This is a genomic window from Streptomyces sp. NPDC033845 (assembly GCF_055576225.1).
In genome coordinates this window covers 34825-58356 of sequence record NZ_JBVIRI010000020.1, presented here as the reverse complement: position 1 = coordinate 58356, position 23532 = coordinate 34825, and the positions used below count along the sequence as shown (strand labels likewise).

Annotated in this window: 24 protein-coding genes and 1 pseudogene; 20 read left to right on the top strand and 5 right to left on the bottom strand. The window is 72.4% G+C overall.

The annotated features are described in order from the left end of the window. Positions 1–42: 42 nt before the first annotated feature. Both rsgA and ACZ50K_RS30770 read right to left on the bottom strand, forming a co-directional pair. Positions 43–1143, bottom strand: coding sequence for a ribosome small subunit-dependent GTPase A (gene rsgA, locus ACZ50K_RS30775; protein WP_468909020.1), 1101 nt, complete (start codon positions 1141–1143; stop codon positions 43–45). A 296-nt stretch (positions 1144–1439) separates the two neighbouring features. After that, positions 1440–2567, bottom strand: coding sequence for a YihY/virulence factor BrkB family protein (locus ACZ50K_RS30770; protein WP_468909017.1), 1128 nt, complete (start codon positions 2565–2567; stop codon positions 1440–1442). 17 nt (positions 2568–2584) lie between these two features. On the opposite strand from ACZ50K_RS30770, the gene ACZ50K_RS30765 reads away from it, so the two are divergent. From ACZ50K_RS30765 to ACZ50K_RS30675, 19 genes and pseudogenes are all read left to right on the top strand, one after another. After that, on the top strand, positions 2585–4219 hold the full coding sequence (locus ACZ50K_RS30765) for an acyl-CoA dehydrogenase family protein (RefSeq protein ID WP_468909015.1): 1635 nt from the start codon (positions 2585–2587) through the stop codon (positions 4217–4219). Positions 4220–4481: 262 nt separating this feature from the next. Next, positions 4482–5786 carry a GAF domain-containing protein gene (locus ACZ50K_RS30760; protein ID WP_468909012.1) on the top strand — a complete coding sequence of 435 codons (1305 nt, stop codon included), beginning with the start codon at positions 4482–4484 and terminating at the stop codon, positions 5784–5786. A 5-nt stretch (positions 5787–5791) separates the two neighbouring features. After that, positions 5792–6370, top strand: a complete 579-nt coding sequence (locus ACZ50K_RS30755) for a GNAT family N-acetyltransferase (protein ID WP_468909009.1) — start codon at positions 5792–5794, stop codon at positions 6368–6370. Between the two features lie 95 nt (positions 6371–6465). Then, the gene (locus ACZ50K_RS30750) at positions 6466–6597 is read left to right on the top strand and encodes a putative leader peptide (protein ID WP_468909007.1); all 132 of its coding nucleotides are present in this window, start codon (positions 6466–6468) and stop codon (positions 6595–6597) included. A gap of 182 nt (positions 6598–6779) precedes the next feature. Then, positions 6780–8483 (top strand): nitrite/sulfite reductase, encoded by a 1704-nt coding sequence (locus ACZ50K_RS30745; RefSeq protein WP_468909004.1) that lies wholly within the window; start codon positions 6780–6782, stop codon positions 8481–8483. Next, positions 8480–8659: a hypothetical protein gene (locus ACZ50K_RS30740; protein WP_468909002.1), complete on the top strand. Its 180-nt coding sequence runs from the start codon at positions 8480–8482 to the stop codon at positions 8657–8659. Before ACZ50K_RS30745 ends, ACZ50K_RS30740 begins: the two co-directional genes overlap by 4 nt. Beyond that, entirely contained in the window at positions 8656–9372 is a 717-nt protein-coding gene (locus ACZ50K_RS30735) for a phosphoadenylyl-sulfate reductase (protein ID WP_468908999.1), read from the top strand. The genes ACZ50K_RS30740 and ACZ50K_RS30735 overlap by 4 nt, the downstream gene beginning before the upstream one ends. Next, a complete protein-coding gene (cysC, locus tag ACZ50K_RS30730; protein ID WP_468908997.1) occupies positions 9372–9953 on the top strand; it encodes an adenylyl-sulfate kinase in 582 nt (193 codons plus the stop codon). Before ACZ50K_RS30735 ends, cysC begins: the two co-directional genes overlap by 1 nt. Continuing rightward, positions 9950–10891 (top strand): sulfate adenylyltransferase subunit CysD, encoded by a 942-nt coding sequence (cysD, locus tag ACZ50K_RS30725; protein WP_468908994.1) that lies wholly within the window; start codon positions 9950–9952, stop codon positions 10889–10891. The genes cysC and cysD overlap by 4 nt, the downstream gene beginning before the upstream one ends. 2 nt (positions 10892–10893) lie before the next feature. Next, the gene (locus tag ACZ50K_RS30720) at positions 10894–12243 is read left to right on the top strand and encodes a sulfate adenylyltransferase subunit 1 (protein ID WP_468908991.1); all 1350 of its coding nucleotides are present in this window, start codon (positions 10894–10896) and stop codon (positions 12241–12243) included. Between the two features lie 191 nt (positions 12244–12434). Next, positions 12435–13595 carry an aliphatic sulfonate ABC transporter substrate-binding protein gene (locus ACZ50K_RS30715; protein ID WP_468908988.1) on the top strand — a complete coding sequence of 387 codons (1161 nt, stop codon included), beginning with the start codon at positions 12435–12437 and terminating at the stop codon, positions 13593–13595. A gap of 52 nt (positions 13596–13647) precedes the next feature. Further along, complete coding sequence (locus ACZ50K_RS30710) at positions 13648–14442, top strand: ABC transporter ATP-binding protein (protein ID WP_468908985.1); 795 nt, start codon at positions 13648–13650, stop codon at positions 14440–14442. Continuing rightward, positions 14429–15331 carry an ABC transporter permease gene (locus tag ACZ50K_RS30705; RefSeq protein WP_468908982.1) on the top strand — a complete coding sequence of 301 codons (903 nt, stop codon included), beginning with the start codon at positions 14429–14431 and terminating at the stop codon, positions 15329–15331. The genes ACZ50K_RS30710 and ACZ50K_RS30705 overlap by 14 nt, the downstream gene beginning before the upstream one ends. Positions 15332–15336: 5 nt before the next feature. After that, the gene (locus ACZ50K_RS30700; RefSeq protein ID WP_468908979.1) at positions 15337–16155 is read left to right on the top strand and encodes a sirohydrochlorin chelatase; all 819 of its coding nucleotides are present in this window, start codon (positions 15337–15339) and stop codon (positions 16153–16155) included. Between the two features lie 46 nt (positions 16156–16201). Then, complete coding sequence (locus ACZ50K_RS30695; protein WP_468908976.1) at positions 16202–16606, top strand: WXG100 family type VII secretion target; 405 nt, start codon at positions 16202–16204, stop codon at positions 16604–16606. 986 nt (positions 16607–17592) lie between these two features. Beyond that, complete coding sequence (locus ACZ50K_RS30690) at positions 17593–18207, top strand: RNase A-like domain-containing protein (RefSeq protein WP_468908973.1); 615 nt, start codon at positions 17593–17595, stop codon at positions 18205–18207. A 33-nt stretch (positions 18208–18240) separates the two neighbouring features. Continuing rightward, positions 18241–18816: a hypothetical protein gene (locus tag ACZ50K_RS30685; RefSeq protein ID WP_468908970.1), complete on the top strand. Its 576-nt coding sequence runs from the start codon at positions 18241–18243 to the stop codon at positions 18814–18816. A 21-nt stretch (positions 18817–18837) separates the two neighbouring features. Beyond that, positions 18838–19026: pseudogene (locus tag ACZ50K_RS30680) on the top strand (RNase A-like domain-containing protein); the annotation flags it as partial. A 9-nt stretch (positions 19027–19035) separates the two neighbouring features. Then, complete coding sequence (locus tag ACZ50K_RS30675; RefSeq protein WP_468908967.1) at positions 19036–19689, top strand: contact-dependent growth inhibition system immunity protein; 654 nt, start codon at positions 19036–19038, stop codon at positions 19687–19689. A 36-nt stretch (positions 19690–19725) separates the two neighbouring features. Here ACZ50K_RS30675 and ACZ50K_RS30670 read toward each other — a convergent pair whose 3' ends face one another. After that, entirely contained in the window at positions 19726–20727 is a 1002-nt protein-coding gene (locus ACZ50K_RS30670; RefSeq protein ID WP_468908964.1) for a ketopantoate reductase family protein, read from the bottom strand. A gap of 45 nt (positions 20728–20772) precedes the next feature. On the opposite strand from ACZ50K_RS30670, the gene ACZ50K_RS30665 reads away from it, so the two are divergent. Beyond that, positions 20773–21627 (top strand): aldo/keto reductase, encoded by an 855-nt coding sequence (locus ACZ50K_RS30665; RefSeq protein ID WP_468908961.1) that lies wholly within the window; start codon positions 20773–20775, stop codon positions 21625–21627. Between the two features lie 25 nt (positions 21628–21652). On the opposite strand, the gene ACZ50K_RS30660 is transcribed toward ACZ50K_RS30665, so the two are convergent. Continuing rightward, on the bottom strand, positions 21653–22207 hold the full coding sequence (locus tag ACZ50K_RS30660) for a DUF1697 domain-containing protein (RefSeq protein WP_468908959.1): 555 nt from the start codon (positions 22205–22207) through the stop codon (positions 21653–21655). 64 nt (positions 22208–22271) lie between these two features. Then, complete coding sequence (gene mgt / locus ACZ50K_RS30655; RefSeq protein WP_468908956.1) at positions 22272–23513, bottom strand: macrolide-inactivating glycosyltransferase; 1242 nt, start codon at positions 23511–23513, stop codon at positions 22272–22274. Positions 23514–23532: the final 19 nt, after the last annotated feature.

The window sequence follows — 23532 nt, the reverse complement described above, 5'->3', positions numbered from 1 at the left end:
CCGGGCGGGGCCGGATGCCCGGGGCGCCCCGGGCCCCGGCCGTCAGATGCGGTCGCCGCGCTTGGCCGCGTAGTTGGCGCGGCCCTCGGCCCCCTTCAGCCGCCAGTCCCGGCGGATCTCCGCCCGGAGCCGGGCGTCGGTCTTGGCCACGATCCGCTGGTTCTCGCGGAGCAGCTTGCGGTAGCTGTCCAGCCGCCGCTCCGGCAGCTCGCCGCGGTCCAGCGCCTCCCGGACCGCGCAGCCGGGCTCCGACTCGTGCGCGCAGTCCAGGAACCGGCACTCCCGCGCGTACTCCTCGATCTCAGAGAAGACCTGGCCGACGCCGGACTCCGCGTCGTAGAGGCCCACCCCGCGCAGACCGGGGGTGTCGATGAGCACCCCGCCCGCCGGCAGGACCAGCAGGTTGCGGGTGGTGGTGGTGTGGCGGCCCTTGCCGTCGACCTCGCGGGTCTCCTGGACCTCCATCACCTCCGCGCCGAGCAGCGCGTTCGCCAGCGTGGACTTGCCCGCGCCGGAGATGCCCAGCAGCACGCTGGTGCCCCCGGACACCACGGCGCCCAGCACGTCCATGCCCTCGCCGGTCCGCGAGGACACGGCGAGCACCTGGACCCCGGGGGCCGTGGTCTCCACGTCCTGGACGAGATGGGCGAGGGTGACCGGGTCCGGGACCAGGTCGGCCTTGGTCAGCACCACCAGGGGCTGCGCCCCGGACTCCCAGGCCAGGGCCAGGAAGCGCTCGATCCGGCCGAGGTCGAGCTCGACCGCCAGGGAGACCGCGACGATGGCGTGGTCCACGTTGGCGGCCAGGATCTGCCCGTCGGACCGCTTGGAGGAGGTGGAGCGGACGAAGGAGGTCCGGCGCGGCAGGTACGTCCGGACGTAGCGGGGGTCGCCGGCTCCGGCCGGGTCCACCGCGGCCCAGTCACCGGTGCAGATGACCCGGAGCGGGTCGTGCGGGGTGACGAAGGCGGTGTCGGCGCGGACGGTGCCGTCCGCGGTGATCACGTCGCACTGGCCGCGGTCGACGCGGACCACCCGTCCGGGGACCAGGCCCTTCGCGGCGTGCGGAAGGAACTCCTCGGCCCAGTGGGCGTCCCAGCCGTAGGGGGTCAGGGCGTGCGAGGAGAGGGAGGGGAGAGACAAGGGGAACCCTTCACAAGGGTGGCCCCGGCACCGCGTGCGCCCTCGGCGCGCGCGGGAGGAAGTGTGAGTGTCAGCCGGTGACCACGGGGATGAGAGTGATGGCCTTCTGAATGCGGGCAACGCCCTGCTCGACGGCAGTCATCAATGCACTCACCTCCGTTTTCCCGTGGGGTCGCCGTGCGCGTCACGGCGACCGCCCCACGGTAGACCGGGGGCCCGGGCCGGCGCCACCCGATTTACGGGTGCGCGGGCGCCGGGCCCCGGCCGCCCCGCGGGCGGCCCCGGTGCGGGCGGTCTCAGTGCGGGTGGCGCTCCTTGCGGAGGCGGGCCGTGTAGTCCTCGGGGGGCAGGAACTTGGACCAGCGCTCGGGGAACTCCGAGGGCATCCCGAAGTCCTCGTCGTCCTCCGACTCCCCCTCGGCCAGCGCCCGCCAGGCCGCCGCCCGGGCCACCAGCTGGGCCGCCTCGGCCTCCCGGATCCGCTCGTTGACCTCACGGGCGGCCGCGGTGGCCACCGAGGGCCACACCCGGTCGATGGCCGCGTTCACGGCCGCGCCCACCAGCACCGCGAACGCCGAGATGCCGATCCACAGCAGGACCGCCACGGGCGCGGCCAGCGAGCCGTAGATGGTCGGCCCCTCCACGGTGTTGGTGAGGTAGATCCGCAGCAGGAAGGAGCCGAACACCCACATCGCCAGGGCCACCAGCGCGCCCGGCACGTCCTCGATCCACGGGGAGCGGACCGGTACGGATACGTGGTAGAGCGTGGTGAGGAAGGCGATCGACAGCAGGGTGACGGTCGGCCAGTACAGGACCGCGATCAGGCTGGTCCCCCAGGGCACCAGCCGGACCACCGCGTCGGGCCCCACCACCATCAGCGGCAGCACCACCGCGCCGATCAGCAGGGCCACCACGTACAGCAGGAAGGCCAGCAGCCGGGTCTTGACGATCCCGCGCTGCCCGTCCAGCCCGTACATCACGGTGATGGTGTCGATGAAGACGTTCACCGCCCGGGAGCCGGACCACAGGGCGAAGGCGAAGCCCAGCGAGACCAGGTCGGGCCGGCCGGTGCGGGTGACGTCGTCCAGGAGGGGTTTGGCGATGTCGTTGACCCCCCGGTCGGACAGCACCGTGCCCACCGCGCGCAGGATGTTCTCCTCGATGCTGGCGACGGTGGTGGTGTCGCTCCAGTTGTCCACGTACCCGAGCAGGCCGAGCAGACCGAGGAACAGCGGCGGCAGTGACAGCAGCGTGAAGAACGCCGCCTCGGCGGCGAGACCGAGGATCCGGTACTCGATGCACGAATTGACGGTGTCCTTCAGCAGCAGCCAGGCCATCTTGCGTTTGGAGACGTTGCGGTAGAGGGCACGCGCCCGGTGTAGCCGCCCCGGGGGCCGCTCGGGTGTTTCTTTTGCTGGCTGCACGTCTTTACCGTATCGGCATGGCAGCCACCACCCACACAGTCAGCAACCAGACCCCACCCCTTGTGGGGTACGACGTCTACGGCGGTGACCGGGCGCTCACGGAGGGAGTGGAACGGCACCTGGCCCCCGAACTCCTGGACACCGCAAGGGAAGAGCTCACTCTGCTCGGGCGCGCCGCGGGCTCCGCGCAGGCCCAGGAGTGGGGGGTGCTGGCGAACGAGAATCCGCCTCGGCTGCGCACCCACGACCGGTTCGGGAACCGGATCGACGAGGTGGAGTTCCATCCGGCCTGGCACCGGCTGCTGGGGAAGGCCGTGTCCTCGGGGCTGACGGACGCCTGGGGACGGCCGGGCGGGCATCTGCGGCGGGCCGCCGGGTTCTTCGTCTGGTCGCAGGCCGAGGCCGGGCACGGCTGTCCGGTGTCCATGACGCACGCGGCGGTGCCCGCGCTGCGGGCGGACCCGGAGCTGGCCGCCGTCTGGGAGCCCCGGCTGACCTCCCACGTGTACGAGGAGGGGCTGCGCCCGGCCGCGGAGAAGGGCGGGGTGCTCTTCGGCATGGGGATGACGGAGAAGCAGGGCGGCAGCGACGTCCGGGCGAACACCACCTCGGCCGTGCCGCTGAACGCCTCCGGGGAGTACCTGCTGACCGGGCACAAGTGGTTCTGCTCGGCGCCGATGTCGGACGGGTTCCTGGTGCTGGCGCAGGCCCCTGCCGGACTGAGCTGCTTCCTGGTGCCGCGGGTGCTGGAGGACGGCGGGCGGAACGTCTTCGCCGTGCAGCGGCTGAAGGACAAGCTGGGGAACCGGTCGAACGCCTCGGCGGAGGTGGAGTTCGACGGGACCTGGGGGCGGCTGGTCGGGGAGGAGGGCCGGGGGGTGCGGACCATCATCGAGATGGTCGCGGCGACCCGGCTGGACTGCGTGATCGGTTCGGCGGCGCTGGTGCGCCAGGCCCTGTCGCAGGCCGTGCACCACGCGGAGCACCGCTCCGCCTTCGGGGCGAAGCTCTACGACCAGCCGCTGATGCGGAACGTGCTGGCCGACCTGGCGCTGGAGTCGGAGGCGGCCACCGCGCTGATGCTGCGGCTGGCCGCGGCCTACGACGCGGGCACCGAGCGGGAGCGGGCCTTCCTGCGCCTGGCGGTGCCCGCCGCGAAGTACTGGGTGACCAAACGCTGTACGCCCGCTGTCGCGGAGGCCCTGGAGTGCCTGGGCGGCAACGGCTACGTCGAGGAGTCGGGACTGCCTCGGCTGCTGCGCGAGTCCCCGCTGAACTCCATCTGGGAGGGCTCGGGCAACGTCCAGGCCCTGGACGTGCTGCGGGCCCTCCAGCGGGAGCCGCTCGCCCTGGACGCCTTCCTCCGGGAGGTGGGGCTGGCCCGGGGCGCGGACCACCGGCTGGACGCGGCCGTCAAGGACCTGCTGACCGAACTGGCCGACCTGGACGGGATCGAGGCGCGGGCCCGCCGGGTGGTGGAGCGGATGGCCCTGGTCCTCCAGGGGTCGCTGCTGGTGCGCTGGGCGCCGCCGGCGGTGGCGGACGCCTTCTGCGCCTCCAGGCTGGGCGGCGACCGCGGTTCCGCCTTCGGCACGCTGCCGCACACCCTGGACCTGCGGGCGGTGGTGGAACGGGCGCGGATCACGGGTTAGGCCGGGGCCGTCAGACGGCCCGGGGGTGTCCTGAACACCCCGCGGTCCCCAAACCGCTCCGAGTCCGGATCCGGGCCCGTTGCCGGGAACGGAGGTGGCACCGCGCCGACTCGGCACCACCCCTGCTCCCGTAGTAAGCCCCGAGGAGGAGCTGGACGCCGCAGGGCGGCGTCGCGCACAGTTTCGGTCGGGTGACCGGGGCTTGGCCAGAGTTGCATACCGTTGCACCCTGTAGGTCCTTGTCAGTCACGGGGAGGCACCGGTGGCCCACACCGCGGTGGATTTGGCCCGGCTCGCGGCCATGGACGCGCGCGAGGCGGCGCGGCTCCTCAAGGGGGTCCGCGAGGCGGCGCTGGCCGGGGACCGGCCGCCGGCCGTACCGCGCCCGGAGATCGCGGAGTCCTGGCGGCGGATGCTGGCGGGCGGGGTGCACCCGGACCGGGACAGCCGGTCCCGGATGCTGAGCGCCGCCGAGATGGAGGAGCGGCGGCAGCTGTCCCCGCTGCGGCAGCTGCTGCCGGTGCTGCGGGAGGGACTGCTGCCGGCCCTGGACGAGTCCCTGCACATCATGGTGGTCGCGGACGCGGACGGCCGGCTGCTGTGGCGCGAGGGCGCCCCCTCGATCCTGCGGAAGGCCGACCGGCTGGGCTTCGGGGTGGGCGCGGACTGGGACGAGGCGGTGGTGGGCACCAACGGGGTGGGCACCGCGCTGGTGACCCGCCGCCCGGTGCAGGTGTTCTCGGCGGAGCACTTCGTCTCCTCGCACCACGACTGGACCTGCGCGGGGGCCCCGGTGCACGACCCGCGGGACGGCCGGCTGCTGGGCGTACTGGACGTGAGCGGGCCGCTGGCCACCATGCACCCGGCGACGCTGACCTGGGTGAGCTCGGTGGCCCGGCTCGCGGAGCGGGAGCTGCGGGTGCGGCACCTGGAGTCGCTGGAGCGGCTGCGCCGGGTGGCCGCCCCGCTGCTGGCCAGGCTGCCGGGGCAGGCCCTGGCGGTGGACGGCAACGGCTGGACGGCGGCGGTGACCGGGCTGGCGCCGGTGGACCGGATCGCGCTGGCCAAGCCGCTGGCCGCGGGCCGGATGTGGCTGCCGCGGCTGGGCGAGTGCCTGGTGGAGCCGCTGCCGGGCGGCTGGCTGCTGCGGGTGGACCAGGCTCCGGCGGCCGGGTCGGCGGCCGGCCGGGTGGTGCTGGACCTGAGCCGGCCGGGGGCCGCGAAGGCCACCGTGTACGGGGCGGCCGGCAGCTGGTCTCAGGAGCTCAGTCCGCGCCATGCGGAGCTGTTGTTCCTGCTGGCGGAGAGCCCGCGCGGGCGGACGGCGGCGGAGCTGGCCCGGGAGATGTTCGGGGACGCCACCCGGACGGTCACCGTGCGGGCGGAGCTGTCGCGGGTGCGGCGGAACCTGGCGGGGGTGCTGGCGCACCGGCCGTACCGGTTCGCGGAGGAGGTGGAGGTGGAGCTGGTGCGCCCGGCCGATCCGGCCCGGCTGCTCCCGCATTCCACGGCTCCGGCCGTGGTCAGGGCCCGGATCGCCGGTCCCGGGCCGGGCGTGGTTCCCTGAACGGCATGAGCGATTCCGGCACTTTCACCCTGACCACCTGGTCCCTGGAGATGACCTCTCCGGCCGATCTGGTCCCGTCCGCGGCACCGCCCGGCGACGATCTGCGGATCGTCCGTTCCGAGGTGCCCTCCCCCGAGTTCAGCCGCTTCCTGTACGCCTCGGTGGGCGGGGACATCCACTGGACGGACCGGCTGGCGCTGACCCGCGCCGAGTGGGTGGCCCAGCTGGACCGGCCGGGCGTGGAGACCTGGGTGGCGTACGAGCGGGGCACCCCGGCCGGTTACGTGGAGCTGGATCCGCAGCCGGACGGGGTGGTGGAGATCATGTACTTCGGGCTGCTGCCGGAGTTCCGGGGGCGCCGGATCGGCGGGCACCTGCTGTCGGTGGGGGTGTCCAGGGCCTGGGACCTGGCCGAGCGCTGGCCGGCGGACCGGGAGCCGACCCGCCGGGTCTGGGTGCACACCTGCAGCCTGGACGGGCCGACCGCGATGGACAACTACCTCAAGCGCGGCTTCCGGCTCTTCCGGACGGAAACGGAACCGAGGACGGCCGCCCCGACCCCGGGCCCCTGGCCGGGCGCCTGACCGGCGGAGGAAGGGCGGCGGAACGGGTCCGGCGGACCCGCCGCGGGTGACCCGGAACACACTGTCCCACCATCCGGGACGGATCTGTCCGGATTATGGACAGTAGTGGACTCCTCCAAGACACGCATGCCACGCTTCCCCCCATGAATGGAGCTGGAATCGCCTTGGTGAGTCGACGGCACGTCGATCTCTGCCGCATGTCCAGCGCCATCTGTCCGGCGGGCTGACGGAACCAGCACCTCCGAACAGCGCCCGTCGTCCCCGCAGCGCAGCGGTATCAGACGCGTCGAAACCCTTGAAGGCCGAATCGGCCCGTGCCCACCGGCAACGGGCCGGCTCAGCCGCACCTGCCCCCCGTTTCGCAGGCCTCCCGCCCTTGCCCTGAGCCGCCGAAGAAGGACGTACCGCCATGGCCGCCACCCCCGAAAAGCCCGCAGCCGCTCCCGCTGCCGCGCGCCGCAAGACCGGCCGTCACCGCGGTGAGGGCCAGTGGGCCGTCGGACACCACACCCCCCTCAACGGCAACGAGCAGTTCAAGAAGGACGACGACGGTCTCAATGTGCGGACACGCATTGAGACGATCTACTCCAAGTCGGGATTCGACTCGATCGACCCCAACGACCTGCGCGGCCGGATGCGCTGGTGGGGTCTCTACACCCAGCGCAAGCCCGGGATCGACGGCGGCAAGACCGCGATCCTGGAGCCGGAGGAGCTGGACGACAAGTACTTCATGCTGCGCGTCCGGATCGACGGCGGCCGGCTGACCACCGAGCAGCTCCGGGTGATCGGCGAGATCTCCGAGGAGTTCGCGCGGGGCACCGCCGACCTCACCGACCGGCAGAACGTGCAGTACCACTGGATCCGGATCGAGGACGTCCCCGAGATCTGGCGCCGGCTGGAGGCCGTCGGCCTCTCCACCACCGAGGCCTGCGGTGACACCCCCCGCGTCATCCTCGGCTCCCCGGTCGCCGGCATCGCCGAGGACGAGATCATCGACGGCACCCCCGCCATCGACGAGATCTACCGCCGCATCGTGGGCAACAAGGACTTCTCCAACCTGCCCCGCAAGTTCAAGTCCGCGATCTCCGGCTCGCCGCTGCTCGACGTGGCGCACGAGATCAACGACATCGCCTTCGTCGGGGTGAACCACCCCGAGCACGGCCCCGGCTTCGACGTCTGGGTCGGCGGCGGCCTCTCCACCAACCCCAAGCTCGGCGTCCGGCTGGGCACCTGGGTCTCCCTGGACGAGGTCCCGGACGTCTACGAGGGCGTCATCTCGATCTTCCGCGACTACGGCTACCGCCGGCTGCGCACCCGCGCCCGCCTGAAGTTCCTCGTCGCCGACTGGGGCCCGGAGAAGTTCCGCCAGGTCCTGGAGGACGAGTACCTCAAGCGGAAGCTGACCGACGGCCCCGCCCCCGAGCAGCCCTCCGGCCAGTGGCGCGACCACGTCGGCGTGCACCGCCAGCAGGACGGCCGCTTCTACGTCGGCTTCGCCCCGCGGGTCGGCCGGGTCGACGGCGCCACCCTCACCAAGATCGCGGACGTCGCCGAGCGACACGGCTCCGGCCGACTGCGCACCACCGCCGAGCAGAAGATGGTCGTCCTCGACATCACCGAGGACAAGGTGGACTCGGTGGTCGCCGCCCTGGAGGCGCTGGACCTGCGGGTCAACCCGTCCCCGTTCCGCCGCGGCACCATGGCCTGCACCGGCATCGAGTTCTGCAAGCTGGCCATCGTCGAGACCAAGGCGCGCGGCGCCTCGCTGATCGACGAGCTGGAGCGCCGGCTGCCCGGCTTCGAGCAGCCGCTCACCATCAACATCAACGGCTGCCCGAACGCCTGCGCCCGTATCCAGGTGGCGGACATCGGTCTCAAGGGCCAGCTGGTCCTGGACGAGGACGGCAACCAGGTGGAGGGCTACCAGGTCCACCTGGGCGGCGCCCTCGGCCTGGAGGCCGGCTTCGGCCGCAAGGTCCGCGGCCTCAAGGTCACCTCCGCCGGACTGCCCGACTACGTGGAACGCGTGGTCAAGCGGTTCGAGGAGCAGCGCGAGGACGGCGAGCGGTTCGCCGCCTGGGTCGGCCGGGCCGGCGACGAGGACCTCTCATGAGCGAGCGCGCCGCCCCCTTCTACTGCCCCTACTGCGGCGACGAGGACCTGTTCCCCAACGAGCAGGGCCACGGCGCCTGGGAATGCCGGGCCTGCAACCGGGCCTTCCAGCTCAAGTACCTCGGGCTGCTCGCCCGCGGCCTGACGGGCAACGGCACGGAAGGGGAAGCGATATGACGACCGCTCGGACCACTGCGGTCACCGGCGACGAAGACCTCCGGGAACTGGCCGAGCAGGCGGGCCGGGACCTGGAGGACGCCTCCGCCCTGGAGATCCTGCGCTGGGCCGCCGACACCTTCGGCAGCGGCTTCGCCGTGACCTCCTCCATGGAGGACGCGGTCGTCGCCCACCTCGCCTCCCGGGTCCGCCCCGGCGTGGACGTGGTCTTCCTCGACACCGGCTACCACTTCGAGGAGACCATCGGCACCCGGGACGCGGTGGAGGCGGTGATGGACGTCCACGTCATCACCCTCACCCCCCGCCAGAGCGTCGCCGAACAGGACGCCGAGTACGGCCCCAAGCTCCACGACCGGGACCCGGACCTGTGCTGCGCGCTCCGCAAGGTCAAGCCCCTCGAAGAGGGTCTGACCGGCTACCGGGCCTGGGCCACCGGCCTGCGCCGCGACGAGTCCCCGACCCGGGCCAACACCCCGGTGGTCGGCTGGGACCAGAAGCGCCGCAAGGTCAAGGTCTCCCCGATCGCCCGCTGGACCCAGGACGACGTGGACGCCTACGTCGCCGAACACGGCGTCCTCACCAACCCGCTGCTGACGGACGGCTACGCCTCCGTCGGCTGCGCCCCCTGCACCCGCCGGGTCGCCGCGGGCGAGGACGCGCGGGCCGGCCGCTGGGCCGGACTGGGCAAGACCGAGTGCGGACTGCACGGCTGATGACCGCACGGCCGACGACTACGGAGAAGAAGCAGATGAGCGTGAGCGACCAGGGCGCCACGGTGTGGCTGACCGGGCTGCCCAGCGCCGGCAAGACCACCATCGCCTACGCGCTGGCCGAGCGGCTGCGCGCGGAGGGCCACCGGGTGGAGGTCCTCGACGGGGACGAGATCCGCGAGTTCCTCTCCGCCGGACTGGGCTTCACCCGCGAGGACCGGCACACCAACGTCCAGCGGATCGGCTTCGTCGCCGAACTGCTCGCCAGCAACGGCGTCAAGGCGCTGGTGCCCGTCATCGCCCCGTTCGCCGACAGCCGCGAGGCCGTCGCCAAGCGGCACGCCGCCACCGGCACCCGCTACCTCGAAGTGCACGTGGCCACCCCGGTCGAGGTGTGCTCCGAACGCGATGTGAAGGGCCTGTACGCCAAGCAGGCCGCGGGCGAGATCTCCGGGCTCACCGGGGTCGACGACCCGTACGAGGCCCCGGAGTCCCCGGACCTCCGTATCGAGTCGCACACCCAGTCCGTCCAGGAGTCCGCCTCGGCCCTGCACGCGCTGCTCACCGAGAGGGGTCTGGCATGACCACCGCCGCACACCTGCACGCGGACACCGGTTCCGACGCTCCGTACGCCCTGTCCCACCTGGACGCCCTCGAATCCGAGGCCGTGCACATCTTCCGCGAGGTGGCGGGCGAGTTCGAGAAGCCGGTGATCCTGTTCTCCGGCGGCAAGGACTCCATCGTCATGCTGCACCTGGCGCTGAAGGCGTTCGCGCCGGCCCCGGTGCCGTTCACCCTGCTGCACGTGGACACCGGGCACAACTTCCCCGAGGTCCTCGAATACCGCGACCGCACGGTCGCCCGGCACGGCCTGCGGCTGCACGTGGCCTCCGTCCAGGACTACATCGACGCCGGCAAGCTGCGCGAGCGCCCCGACGGCACCCGCAACCCGCTCCAGACCCTGCCGCTCACCGAGGCCATCCAGAACCTGAAGTTCGACGCCGTGTTCGGCGGCGGCCGCCGGGACGAGGAGAAGGCCCGCGCCAAGGAGCGCGTCTTCTCCCTGCGCGACGAGTTCTCCCAGTGGGACCCGCGCCGCCAGCGCCCCGAGCTGTGGCAGCTCTACAACGGCCGGCACGCCCCCGGCGAGCACGTCCGGGTGTTCCCGCTGTCCAACTGGACCGAGCTGGACGTCTGGCAGTACATCGCCCGCGAGGGCATCGAGCTCCCGGAGATCTACTTCGCCCACGAGCGCGAGGTGTTCCTGCGCAACGGCATGTGGCTGACCGCCGGCGAGTGGGGCGGCCCCAAGGAGGGCGAGGTCCCCGAGACCCGGCTCATCCGCTACCGGACCGTCGGTGACATGTCCTGCACCGGTGCCGTCGACTCCGACGCCACCACGCTGGACACCGTGATCACCGAGATCGCCGCCTCCCGGCTCACCGAGCGGGGCGCGACCCGCGCCGACGACAAGATGTCCGAGGCCGCGATGGAAGACCGCAAGCGCGAAGGGTACTTCTAGCCATGACCTCCACCACCGATCAGGCCGCCCAGCTGGCCGACCTGGCCGCCACCACCCTGCTGCGCTTCGCGACCGCCGGATCCGTCGACGACGGCAAGTCCACCCTGGTGGGCCGGCTGCTGCACGACTCCAAGTCGGTCCTGACCGACCAGCTGGAGGCCGTCGAGGCGGTCTCCCAGGCCCGCGGCCAGGACGCCCCCGACCTGGCGCTGCTCACCGACGGCCTGCGGGCCGAGCGCGAGCAGGGCATCACCATCGACGTGGCCTACCGCTACTTCGCCACCGCCCGCCGCCGGTTCATCCTGGCCGACACCCCCGGGCACGTGCAGTACACCCGGAACATGGTGACCGGCGCCTCCACCGCCGACCTGGCCGTGGTCCTGGTCGACGCCCGCAACGGGGTCATCGAGCAGACCCGCCGGCACGCGGCCGTGGCCGCCCTGCTGCGGGTGCCGCACGTGGTGCTGGCCGTCAACAAGATGGACCTGGTCGGCTACGCCGAGGACGTCTTCGCGAAGATCGCCGAGGAGTTCACCGCCTACGCCTCCGACCTGGGCGTCCCGGAGATCACCGCGATCCCGATCTCCGCGCTGGCCGGGGACAACGTGGTCGAGCCCTCCGCGAACATGGACTGGTACGGCGGCCCGACCGTGCTGGAGCACCTGGAGACCGTCCCGGTCAGCCACGACCTGACGGCCTGCCCGGCCCGCTTCCCGGTGCAGTACGTGATCCGCCCGCAGACCGCCGAGCACCCCGACTACCGCGGCTACGCCGGCCAGATCGCCTCCGGCGTGCTGCGGGTCGGCGAGCCCGTCACCGTGCTGCCCTCCGGCCGCACCTCGGTGATCGAGGGCATCGACGCGCTGGGCGAGTCCGTGGACATCGCCTGGGCCCCGCAGTCGGTGACCCTGCGCCTCAAGGACGACATCGACATCTCGCGCGGAGACCTGATCGCACCGACCGCGAGCGCCCCGGCGACCACCCAGGACGTCGAGGCCACCGTCTGCCACGTGGCGGACCAGCCCCTCTCCGTGGGGGCCCGGGTGCTGATCAAGCACACCACCCGCACGGTGAAGGCCATCGTCAAGGAGATCCCCTCGCGGCTCACCCTGGACGACCTGTCCCAGCACCCGGCCCCCGGGCAGCTGGTGGCCAACGACATCGGCCGCGTCGTGGTGCGCACCGCCGAGCCGCTGGCGCTCGACGCGTACGCCGACTCGCGGCGCACCGGATCGTTCCTGCTGATCGATCCGGCCGACGGCACCACCCTGGCGGCGGGCATGGCGGGCGACTCCTTCGCCTCCACGGCCCGGACCACCGTCCAGGCGGATGAGGAAGGGTGGGACTTCTAGACCATGCTCGCCGACATCTACTCGACCTTCGCGAAGGAGGGCGGCCGCGTAGGCAGCGGCGCCCTCGGCAGCGGCCAGGGAGGGGTGGCGCGATGTGCGCGATGACGTACGCGCACCGCATGCGCGCCCTCACCCCCCACGAGCCGTACCTGCCCCCGCACCACCGACGAAGACGTGTGTCATGAGACCACGTGCCGAGAGGAAAGCCTCCCGTGTCTGCCAACGGAAACACCCGCACCACCCGTAACACGCTGCGCCGCAGCATCGTCGCCGCCGCCGCGCTGCCGCTCCTGGTCGGTGCCCTCGCCTCCTGCGGCTACGGCTCCGACGCCAAGAAGGACGAGCCCTCGGACCCGAAGGCCAACGTCGCGGCCGACGCCAAGAAGCTCTCCGCCGACGAGGTCCGGATCGGCTACTTCCCGAACCTGACGCACGCCACCGCGCTGATCGGCGTCCAGGAGGGCCTGATCGCCAAGGAGCTGGGCGGCACCAAGCTCAAGCCCCAGACCTTCAACGCCGGCCCGTCCGAGATCGAGGCCCTCAACGGCGGCTCCCTGGACATCGGCTTCATCGGCCCCTCGCCGTCCATCAACGCCTACGTCAAGTCCAAGGGCCAGAACCTCCGGATCATCTCCGGCTCCGCCTCCGGCGGCGTGAAGCTGGTCGTGAACCCGGCGAAGATCAAGACCCTGGACGACCTCAAGGGCAAGAAGATCGCCACCCCGCAGAAGGGGAACACCCAGGACGTGGCGCTCCTGAACTGGATCGCCGAGAAGGGCTGGAAGGTCGACCCGGAGTCCGGCAAGGGCGATGTCTCCGTCGTCCGCACGGACAACAAGGTGACCCCGGACGCCTTCAAGTCCGGCTCCATCGACGGCGCCTGGGTGCCCGAGCCGACCGCCTCCAAGCTGGTCTCCCAGGGCGGCTCGGTCCTCCTCGACGAGACCACCCTGTGGCCCGACAAGAAGTTCGTGATCACGAACATCATCGTGTCGCAGAAGTTCCTCAAGGCCCACCCGGACGTGGTCGAGGCCGTGCTGACGGGCACGACCAAGACCAACGCCTGGATCAACGCCAACCCGGACCAGGCCAAGGCCGCCGCCAACAAGGCCCTGGAGGCCCTGAGCGGCAAGCCGCTGGACGCCAAGGTCATCGACCCGGCGTGGCCGAGCATCGCCATCACCGACGACCCGCTGGCCGCGACCCTGAAGACGCAGTCCGAGTGGGCGGTCAAGGCCAAGCTCATCAAGCAGCCCGACCTGGCCGGCATCTACGACCTGACGCTCCTCAACAAGGTGCTGAAGGCCGCCGGCAAGCCCGAGGTCTCCGACGCCGGTCTCGGCGCCAAGTAACCCCGCCGAGAACCCGAAGTCAGCGAATCCGTAACCCCAGGAGGTGACGACCATGGCCACGACGCTCGCCAAGGCTGCCGAGGGCACCGTAGCGGAGCAGACGCACGCCGCCCGGATCGAGCACGTCTCGAAGTCCTTCTCCGGCCCGGCCGGAAACCAGCTCGTCCTGGACGACATCAGCCTCGATGTCGCGCCCGGCGAGTTCGTCACCATCCTGGGTGCCTCGGGGTGCGGAAAGTCCACCCTGCTCAACCTGGTCGCCGGACTGGACCGGCCGACCCAGGGGTCCATCGCGACCCCGGGCGGCCGGCCGGCCCTGATGTTCCAGGAGCACGCCCTCTTCCCGTGGCTGACCGCGGGCAAGAACATCGAACTGGCCCTGCGGCTGCGCGGGGTCCCCAAGTCCCAGCGCAAGCCCGAGGCCGAACGGCTGCTGGAACTGGTCCGACTCGGCGGCGCCCACGGCAAGCGGGTCCACGAACTGTCCGGCGGCATGCGCCAGCGCGTGGCCCTCGCCCGGGCACTCGCCCAGGACAGCCGGCTGCTGCTGATGGACGAGCCGTTCGCGGCCCTCGACGCCATCACCCGCGACGTCCTGCACGGTGAACTCACCCGCATCTGGGCGGAGACGGGCCTGTCGGTCCTCTTCGTCACCCACAACGTGCGGGAGGCCGTGCGCCTCGCCCAGCGGGTGGTCCTGCTCTCCTCCCGGCCCGGCCGGGTCGCCAAGGAATGGACCGTGGACATCCCGCAGCCGCGCCGCATCGAGGACGCGGACGTCGCCGAACTGTCCCTTGAGATCACCGAACACCTGCGTGGGGAGATCCGCCGCCATGGCCAGCACTGACATCACGCCCAAGCCGGCGGCGAAGGCCGGCGGCCAGGACGACCTGGCCGGCCTGGAGGCCGGGCTCGACGCCCTGGACAGCGTGGAGATCCGCCGCACCCCGGTCCGGGAGGTCCTCCTCAAGAAGGTGCTGCCGCCGTTCGTCGCGGTCACCCTGGTCCTCGCCGTCTGGCAGATCCTGGTCTCCGCGGAGGTCACCGACGAGACCAAACTGCCCTCGCTGACGGCGGTCGGCTCCAGCCTCGCCGACATGTGGGCGCAGGGCACCCTGCTGGAGGTCATCTGGACCTCCGTCTCCCGCGGTCTGGCCGGCTTCCTGCTGGCCCTGGCCATCGGCACCCCGCTGGGCCTGCTGGTCGCCCGGGTCAAGTTCGTGCGCGCCGCGATCGGCCCGATCCTGTCCGGACTCCAGTCGCTGCCCTCGGTGGCCTGGGTGCCGCCCGCCGTCCTCTGGTTCGGCCTGAACGACGCGATGATGTACACGGTGATCCTGCTCGGCGCCGTCCCGTCCATCGCCAACGGTCTGGTCTCCGGCGTGGACCAGGTCCCGCCGCTGTTCCTGCGGGCCGGCCGCACCCTGGGCGCCACCGGGCTGCGGGGCACCTGGCACGTGGTCATGCCGGCCGCGCTGCCCGGCTACCTGGCCGGTCTCAAGCAGGGCTGGGCCTTCTCCTGGCGCTCCCTGATGGCCGCCGAGATCATCGCCTCCTCGCCGGACCTGGGCCTGGGCCTGGGCCAGCTGCTGGAGAACGGCCGCAACAACATCGACCTGCCCGGCGTGTTCCTGGCGATCCTGCTGATCCTGGTGGTCGGCATCGCCATCGACCTGCTGATCTTCAGCCCGCTGGAGCGGTGGGTGCTCCGCAGCCGCGGCCTGCTGGTGAAGTGACCGCCATGCACCACGCCACGCACCACGCCACACCCTGCGCCACGCCCCGGCAGGCGCCCCCCGTCCTCCTGGTGATCGCCCACGGCAGCCGCGACCCGCGGCACGCGGCGACCGTGCACGCCCTCACCGGGCGGGTCCGGGCGCTGCGGCCGGGGCTCCGCGTGGAGACCGCCTACCTGGACTTCAACGCCCCGTCGGTGCCGAGGCTGCTGGCCTGGCTGCACGCCTCGGGGGTCCGGGAGGTGGTGGCCCTGCCGCTGCTGCTGACCCGCGCCTTCCACGCGAAGGCCGACATCCCGGCGGTACTGGCCGAGTCCACCGCCCGGCTGCCCGGACTCTCGGTCCGGATCGCCGAGGTGCTGGGCCCGGACCCGCTGCTGGTGGCGACCCTGGAGCGGCGGCTCACCGAGGCGGGCCTGGACCTGTCCACCCGGGCGGCCCGTTCCACCACCGGCGTGGTCCTCGCGTCCGCCGGTTCCACAGACCCGGAGGCGATCGCGGTGATCGCTGAAATCGCGCGGGAGTGGCGGCACACCGGTTGGTGCGCCGTGCGGCCCGCGTTCGCCTCCGCTGCCCTGCCCCGCGTGGAGGACGCCGTACGCGCCCTCCGCGCGGAGGGGGTCCGGCGGATCGCCGTGGCCCCGTACGTGATCGCCCCCGGCCGCCTCCCGGACCGCATCGCGGCGGGCGCGGCCGCCGGCGGCGCCGACATCACGGCCGAGGCCCTGGGCCCCTCCCCCGAACTGGCCCGCCTCCTCCTCACCCGCTACGACTCCGCCACCGCGCTCCCCGCCCGAACCCCCCTCCCGGCCCTGTCGGCATAATGGCTCGCGCGTACGAATTCCGCGGAACCGGGAGGCGCACACAGCCATGGAGAACGCCGAACTCGCCGTCAAGGCCGACGAGCTGACCAGGCTCGCCGACGCGCTCGACGTGATGCAGGGGCGTCTGGAGAAGCAGGCGGAGAAGATGGACGGCATCGTGGCCGCCATCGGAGCGGGCTGGAGCGGCGCCACGGCCACCGCCTACCGGAGCCTGCACCGGGGCGTGATCGAGGACGCCGTACGGATCCGCCAGGTTCTGGTCCTCCTCGAACAGGCCGCCCGGCTCGGCCGCGACGGATTCAGCGCCCAGGACCTCGACGTCCTCGCCGAGATGCAGCGGGTCCAGGGCTACCAGAACGTCTCCGCGGTGGCCCGGGCCATGGTGGCACCCGGCCCGATGGCGGCCTCCGGTGCCCCGGCCGCCCCGCAGAGCCGCCTCGAAGCCCTCTGATGGGCGACCACGACGACCGCATCACGGTCGACTTCCCCACCCTGCGCCGGCTGTCCGGCGAGACGCGGGCGGCGCCGGCACCGACGCCACCGCGTTCTCCCAGGAGTACATGAAGATCGGCAACCGCTGGCTGGAGGTCTGGGCCAAGGGCGTCGTCGGCGTCGGCGGGGTCGCGGTCGGCTTCGTGGAGACCGCCAACGCCTACAGCCGGGCCGAGGCCGCCGCCCACCCGAAGGCCGGTACCTCCCCCGAGCAGCGGCCCCGACCCGCCGGAATCATCGAGAAGGCCCCGTCGTACGGCACGGTGCCCGACCTGAAGTGGGGGGACGACGACGGTGGTGACGACTTCCTCCGCTCCCTGATCGAGTCCATCCCGTCGGCGGTCCGGGGGGTCCTCCAGCCGGTCATCCGCAAGACGTTCCGGGTCGGCAAGGTCGCCGAGGTCTACCCGTACCCCCAGCAGCACTACCTGCGCTTCCTCTCGCAGAGCTGGGCGCGCAGCCTGAACTGCCTGAGCCTGGTGTCGGGTTCGCTGACCTCGGAGGTCGGCACGATCACCAACCCCAACCAGGCGGACTGGCACGACGCCATGACGGTGTTCTGCAGCGCGCTGTGGGGGGCGACCGGCTGGGGCGGGCAGCGGGAGGGCTACCAGTGGGCCCAGTCCACCGACAGCGGGCCCGGCACGCCCAAGGTGCCGACCGGCAGCCAGCCGGTGATGACGGTCCTCTTCGACACCGCCTACAAGATCAGCAAGATCCTGTACGAGTACGCCCAGGCGGCGGTGGTCCTCAACCGCGAGGTGTGGGAGGAGTACCGGAAGGCCGTGGCTCGGGAAGACCGCCGGCAAGGGCCTGGAGCTCCTCACCGAGTTCAACGTCCAACTGATCTTCAAGCTGGACACTGCCGCCCTCAACCGGATCGTCACCGATTACCAGAACACCCTGCGCGAGCTCACCACCCGCTTCGCCGCCCTGAAGGGCCCCTTGGACGAGGCTTACCTCTCCGCCCCCGAGTTCGAGGCGGGCGTGGCCCGCGCCCAGGGCTACGGCGCCCGCGCCCTGGACGAGTTCAAGGAGCCGCAGCACTGGCTGGCCCAGGACGGCAAGACGGGCCACTACACCCTGGACCTGGCGGGCAACGAGTGGCTGAACAACGGCCACACCCTGGACAAGCACGTCGGCAAGACCGATGAACAACTCCTCCAGCGGCTCCGGGACGAGCAGGTGCCCGCCTCGCAGACGGCCTGGCCGCATGGCCGACCCCGGCCCAGCGCCTCATCGTCGTTCCCCGACTACGCCACCGCCGAGCGACTCACCCAGTACAACATCAACAACAACAAGGCGGAGATAGCGGCCTGGCTGGCCGGGCCGCCGAGTCCGCCGACGCGCAACCTCCTCCTCACGGAGACCGCCCCCGGCAACGATTTCAGCGGCCGCAGCGTCCAGCGCAACGCCGATCCCAACCACCCTCCGTCGGGCTGGCGGTACAACGGCATGAACGCGGAGGTCGTGGACGTCAAGGGGATCCAGACGATAGTGAAGTACAACCGGGACACCGATCCCCCGTTCACCGTACTCACCTCGATGCCGACCAAGTGACGCCCCCGTGACGACCGGAAGGAAGCACCCCGCGTGTCCGTAGACCAGGCCGGCTGGGAGGCCACCGTGCAGTTGCTGTACGACGGCTCGTTCGCGTTCGTCGCCACCGGGCCGCGGCGGCACGCGGACTGGCGTGCCGACGTGCTCGACGTGATGGCGCGGGCGGTCCCCGACCCAAGGGGCTGGGCCCGGCTGGACGACTGCCCGGGGGGCTACGCGGAGGACGGCGACGAGCGGCCCCCGTATCCCTTCCTGCCGACCACGGCGGAGGCGCTCGGCGGACAGCTGTACGAGATCGAACCGGAGGCGGCGGCCGAGCAGCTGATCGCCATGACGGCAGCGCCCGGCGGGATGCTCTCGAAGGCCCTGCTGGGCTTCGCCGAGAGCCGGGAGGAGCTGCTGGCCTCGGCGGGCACCCTGCTGGCCCGGCACGGCCCGGACATCACCTGCCACACCAACCTCACCCGGGCCCACGGCAACCGCCACCCCGACTACGACGCCACCGCCCTCGGCTGGCACTCCCTGACGGTCTACGTCCAGGACCTCGGCCTGGTCGTGGCCTCACCCACCGAGGTCGGCCTGTACTGGGTCTTCACTCCCGAGTACTGACCCGTGAGGGAGAATGACGCCCGGGCCCGGCTCACCATCGAGGCCGAGTGGCCGTCCCGCGAGGAGCCGATCGGACGGGTCGCGATCCAGGCCATGGCGCTGGCCGGCCGGGACCCCGTCGACGTCCGGGCCGCCCGGGTGGTGCTGCGGCGGGAGCCCGGCGTGCCGCACGGCTTCGTCGTGCAGGCGTCCTTCCCGATCTACCTCTGAGGCCCCGCCATGCCCATGAAGCCCCTTGAGCACGACCGCCGCTACGGCGAGCTGGACCAGGTGATGCGCGCCTACCTCGGCCGCCCGGGCGACGACACCGCCGAGAAGAGCAGCGCGGCCCTGGACGCCTATCTGCGCCACACCTGGCACACCCGTCCCTGGGCCCTCGCCGAGGCGGAGCGCCAGCTGCGCGAGTACGCCCGGACCCCGCCCGGCCGGCTGCGGGTCGGACTCGGCGAGTACTACGCCGTCCCGGACGTCGGCCTGCCCGAAACAGCCGTCCAGGACTGGCTGCTGGTCCTCGCCGACCACCTCGGGCGGAGCATCGGGGAAGGGGCAGTCCCGCCGCCCGCCACCCCCGAGACCCACTGGGAGTGGCACGCCCGGTTCCCGGAGACCGCCCAGCTGCTGGGCGGCTGGTTCTCCCAGGACATCGTGGACGAATTCCCGGACCACGAGGCAGCCGTACGGGACTACGCCGCGACCACCCACCCGCAGCTGGTGGCCCGGCTGGTCGGGGAGCTGCACGAACTGCTCGCGCTGGCGCTCTCCGACTCCGAGTACGCCTGGGCCGCCGCCGAGCTGGGCATGGAGGTGCAGCCCCCGGAGCCGTTCTCGCACGGCGCCTGGTTCCGTTCCGTGGCCGACGGGCTGGCCGGCTGAGCGGCCGGCGGGCCGGGTGGTCCGGTGGGCGGGAGGCTAGCCGCGGGTGGTGGCCTCGTCGGCGAGGGCGGTGAGGTCCTCGATGGACATGGCGCCCGGCGGGAGTCCTTCGCGGGCCAGGATGTTGGCGGTGTGGCGCAGGACCTCGTTGACCGGGGTCGGGATGCCGTGCAGGCGGCCCAGCAGGGAGATCTCCCCGTTGAGGTAGTCGGCCTCGATGGAGCCGGTGCCCCGGCGGAGGCTCTGCCAGGAGGAGCCGCCGCGGTCCCCGGGCGGCTGGTTCACCTTGCCGTCGCGGGCGGCGGACTGCTCCTCCGGGGTGGCGTACGCGATTCCGGCCGCCTCGAACACCGCCTCGGCCTCGCGGACGGCCCGGCCCGTCAGGGCCGTCTTGGCCGGGTCCGGGCGCGGGCCGGTGACCGCCTGGATGGCGTTGCCGAGATTGCCGAGGAGTTTGGCGTACTTCCAGCGCATCACGTCCGCGACCACCGGTGCCTCGAACCCGGAGGCGGCGAGGTCCGCGGCGATCCGCTTGGCGGTCCGGTCGGTGCCGCCGGCCGCCCGGCCCAGGTGCAGGATGCCGGTGAGCGGGGCGCAGAGGGCGGAGACGGTGCCGGGCTCCAGGAAGGTGGCCGGGAGCCATACGCACACCCCGTAGACCCGGGCGAACCGGCGCAGCGCGAGCCGTTCCCCCTCCACCCCGTTCTGCAGACAGAGCAGTGGCAGCCGCTGGGCGGCGGTGCCGCCGCCGGCCACCTCGGCGTCGCTCCAGCTGTCCAGGGCGGCCGTGGCGTCCTGGGTCTTGACGGTGAGCAGCAGGACGTCGTCGGGGCGGAGCTCGCCCAGCTCGGCGGGGCCGGAGGCGACCGGGAGGCGGTGCTGCCGGGTGCCGTCGGCGGTGGCGAGCCGGAGTCCGGCGGTCCGCAGGGCCTCCGCGTGGGCTCCGCGCGCGACCAGGACGACCTCGTGGCCGGACTGCGCCAGGCGTCCGCCGATGGTGGCGCCGACCGCGCCCGCGCCGATGATGATGTAACGCATGGGGGGAGCCTGGCACACCGGGCGGTCCGGGCTACGGTCGGGGGCATGGAGACTTCGGTGTTTCACATCGGCGGGGACCTTCCGGTGCGTCGGCTGGGCCTGGGGACCGGCGGGCTGGTGGGTCAGGGGTACTGGGGGCCGCGCGCGGGCCGGGCGGAGGCCCGGGAGCTGCTGCGGTCGGCGGTGGAGCGGGGGGTCACCCTGATCGACACGGCCGACAACTACGGTCCGGAGCTGGCCGAGGAGCTGATCGCGGAGGCCCTGTACCCGTACCGGGAGGGACTGCTGGTCACCACCAAGGGCGGGGTGGTGCGCACCGGCTCGGACCGGTGGCACGCGGCGGGGCGTCCGGAGCAGCTGCGGGCGATGTGCGAGGCGAGTCTGCGGCGGCTGCGGGTGGACTCGATCGGCCTCTACCAGCTGCACCGGTTCGATCCGGCGGTGCCGGCGGAGGAGCAGTTGGGCGCGCTGGCCGAGTTGCGGGCCGAGGGGAAGATCCGGCACATCGGGCTGGACACGGTGACCCGGGAGGAGGTGGAGGCGGCGCTGCGGACGACGCCGATCGCCTCGGTGCAGAACGCCTACAACCTCCTCGACCGTTCCTCGGAACCGTTGTTGGAGCTGTGCGAGGCGCGGGGGATCGCCTTCCTGCCGTACTACCCGCTGGGGCGGGGGGCGTTCGGCCGGGAGAGTCCGGGCGCGCTGACCGCGGTGGCGGCGGAGCACCGGGCCACGCCGGGGCAGATCGCCCTGGCCTGGCTGCTGCACCGCTCGCCGGTGCTCTGCCCCACCCCGGGCACCGGCTCCCCGGAGCATCTGGCGGAGAACCTGGACGCGGCCGCGGTCCGGCTGTCCCCGCGGGAACGGGAACTCCTGGACGTCCTGGCCGACACCCCCTAGAGCAGCCCCCCGGCGACGGGCTCCTCTAGGGGGTGTCCTGGGTGAGTTCGACCAGTTTGCGGACGGTGTTCCAGTTGCGGGTGGTGGTGTCGAGGCCCTTGAGGAGCGAGGGGCGCAGGATGGTCTCGGCGAGGCGGGAGCGGCCCAGGCCGTCGGGGAGGTGGAGGTAGAGGACCCGGTCGCCGAGGGCGAACTCCTCCGGGAGGAAGGCCTCGGGGTCGATGCCGGCGAACCGGTCCGGGTCGGGCTGCTCGGAGAGGAAGGTGGCGTGCAGCTGCTTGCCGTCCAGGGCGTCCGCCGGGTACGGGCAGGCCTCGGCGACGGCCCGGAGGTGGGCGCCGTCCATGACCAGGCAGGCCACCGGGAAGCCGAAGTGGTCCTCGATGGCCCGCTCCAGCGCGCGGGCGAGGGGTTCCGGTTCCGGCCCGGTGCTGCGGAACACGGCGTTGCCGCTCTGGAGGTAGGTCCGGACGCCGGTGTGGCCGAGGCCTTCCAGCAGGGTGCGGAGCTCGGCCATGGGGACCTTCTTGGCCCCGCCGACGTTGATGCCGCGCAGCAGGGCCGCGTACGTCTTCATCATGGCCGAACCATAGGACGGGGCTGTGACATCGGCCGTGACATCGGCCGTGACATCGGCCGTGAGGTCAGCGGGTGGGCAGTTCGGCCTCGATGAGGTCGGCGGCCTGCCGGGTGCCTCCCTCGGTGGCCATCTGCCGGCGGATGGCGTCGGCGCGGGCGGCGACCTCGGGGTCGGCGGTCAGTTCGAGGACCGCGGTGCGCAGGGCCTCGGGGGTGGCCTGGTCCATCGGGAGGTGGCGGGCCACACCGAGTGCGGCGAGCATGTCGGCGTTGCCGAACTGGTCCACGGCCTGGGGGACGGCCACCATCGGGGTGCCGGTGGCCAGGCCCTCCTGGCTGCCGCCGGCTCCGGCGTGGGTGATGAAGGCGTCGGCCTGGCGCAGCAGGTCCAGCTGGGGGACCCAGCGGTGGACCTCGGCGTTGGCGGGCACCTCGCCGAGTTCGGCCTCGTCGGTGAACTTGCCGATCTGGAGGACCAGGTGCCAGTCCGGGAGGCCGGCGAAGGCCTCCAGGCAGGCCCGGTAGAAGGCGGGCTGCCTGGTGAAGGTGGAGCCGAGGGAGACCAGGGCGGTCTTCCTGCCCTCGGCGGCCGGGGGGCGCTGCCAGCGGCCCTGCGCGGAGCGGTCGCCCTGGCAGGCGCCGACGAAGGTGTACACCTTCTCGTCGACCCGGTCGGCGTGCGGCTGGAGGGCCTTGGGGATCAGCACGATGCTGCGGGGCGGGCGGCCGACGAACCGGTCGGGGTCGTCGGGGATGCCGTTCTCGTCCAGCCAGGAGCGGAAGCGGGCGTAGTACGCCCGTCCGCGCTCGGAGGCCTTCAGCGGGGCGAACATGGGCTCGGAGACCTCCTGCTCGTATCCCTCCCAGGCGACCAGGTTGGGTGAGAGGGAGACGGCGGGGACGCCCCAGCGGCGGGCCAGGACCATCGCCGGATAGGCGGTGATGTCGTGGATCACCAGATCGGGTTCGTCCCCCTCGAAGGCGGCGGCGAGCTGCGGGAGGGTCTGGACGGCGTCGTCCAGGAAGGGCTCGATGTTGTCGATGAGCTCGGTGCCCCAGGCCTCGGGGTCCTCGTCGGTGGGGAGGGTGGAGGTGTAGATCACCGGGGTGGCGCCGGTCTCGGCCACCTTCTCGGCGAAGGAGGCGGGGATGGCGTAGCTGACGCGGTGTCCGCGGGCGACGAGTTCCCGGATCACCTCGATGCTCGGGTTGACGTGTCCGTGGGCGGCGATGGAGAACATCGCGATGTGCGCGGGGCGGACGGCGGCGTCGGTGATGTCGGCTGCGGGGGTTCCGGCTGAGGTCATGGCCACACAGTAATACGAG

What these genes read in the sequence shown, in the direction of transcription:
- ACZ50K_RS30745 (WP_468909004.1), top strand. Translation starts at nt 6,780, where the DNA reads ATGGCCGCCACCCCCGAAAAGCCCGCAGCCGCTCCCGCTGCCGCGCGC.
- cysD (WP_468908994.1), top strand. Translation starts at nt 9,950, where the DNA reads ATGACCACCGCCGCACACCTGCACGCGGACACCGGTTCCGACGCTCCG.
- ACZ50K_RS30720 (WP_468908991.1), top strand. Translation starts at nt 10,894, where the DNA reads ATGACCTCCACCACCGATCAGGCCGCCCAGCTGGCCGACCTGGCCGCC.
- ACZ50K_RS30765 (WP_468909015.1), top strand. Translation starts at nt 2,585, where the DNA reads ATGGCAGCCACCACCCACACAGTCAGCAACCAGACCCCACCCCTTGTG.
- ACZ50K_RS30750 (WP_468909007.1), top strand. Translation starts at nt 6,466, where the DNA reads ATGGACAGTAGTGGACTCCTCCAAGACACGCATGCCACGCTTCCCCCC.
- ACZ50K_RS30740 (WP_468909002.1), top strand. Translation starts at nt 8,480, where the DNA reads ATGAGCGAGCGCGCCGCCCCCTTCTACTGCCCCTACTGCGGCGACGAG.
- ACZ50K_RS30755 (WP_468909009.1), top strand. Translation starts at nt 5,792, where the DNA reads ATGAGCGATTCCGGCACTTTCACCCTGACCACCTGGTCCCTGGAGATG.
- ACZ50K_RS30665 (WP_468908961.1), top strand. Translation starts at nt 20,773, where the DNA reads ATGGAGACTTCGGTGTTTCACATCGGCGGGGACCTTCCGGTGCGTCGG.
- ACZ50K_RS30710 (WP_468908985.1), top strand. Translation starts at nt 13,648, where the DNA reads ATGGCCACGACGCTCGCCAAGGCTGCCGAGGGCACCGTAGCGGAGCAG.
- ACZ50K_RS30660 (WP_468908959.1), bottom strand. Translation starts at nt 22,207, where the DNA reads ATGATGAAGACGTACGCGGCCCTGCTGCGCGGCATCAACGTCGGCGGG.
- ACZ50K_RS30700 (WP_468908979.1), top strand. Translation starts at nt 15,337, where the DNA reads ATGCACCACGCCACGCACCACGCCACACCCTGCGCCACGCCCCGGCAG.
- ACZ50K_RS30695 (WP_468908976.1), top strand. Translation starts at nt 16,202, where the DNA reads ATGGAGAACGCCGAACTCGCCGTCAAGGCCGACGAGCTGACCAGGCTC.
- ACZ50K_RS30670 (WP_468908964.1), bottom strand. Translation starts at nt 20,727, where the DNA reads ATGCGTTACATCATCATCGGCGCGGGCGCGGTCGGCGCCACCATCGGC.
- ACZ50K_RS30705 (WP_468908982.1), top strand. Translation starts at nt 14,429, where the DNA reads ATGGCCAGCACTGACATCACGCCCAAGCCGGCGGCGAAGGCCGGCGGC.
- mgt (WP_468908956.1), bottom strand. Translation starts at nt 23,513, where the DNA reads ATGACCTCAGCCGGAACCCCCGCAGCCGACATCACCGACGCCGCCGTC.
- ACZ50K_RS30735 (WP_468908999.1), top strand. Translation starts at nt 8,656, where the DNA reads ATGACGACCGCTCGGACCACTGCGGTCACCGGCGACGAAGACCTCCGG.
- cysC (WP_468908997.1), top strand. Translation starts at nt 9,372, where the DNA reads ATGACCGCACGGCCGACGACTACGGAGAAGAAGCAGATGAGCGTGAGC.
- ACZ50K_RS30675 (WP_468908967.1), top strand. Translation starts at nt 19,036, where the DNA reads ATGCCCATGAAGCCCCTTGAGCACGACCGCCGCTACGGCGAGCTGGAC.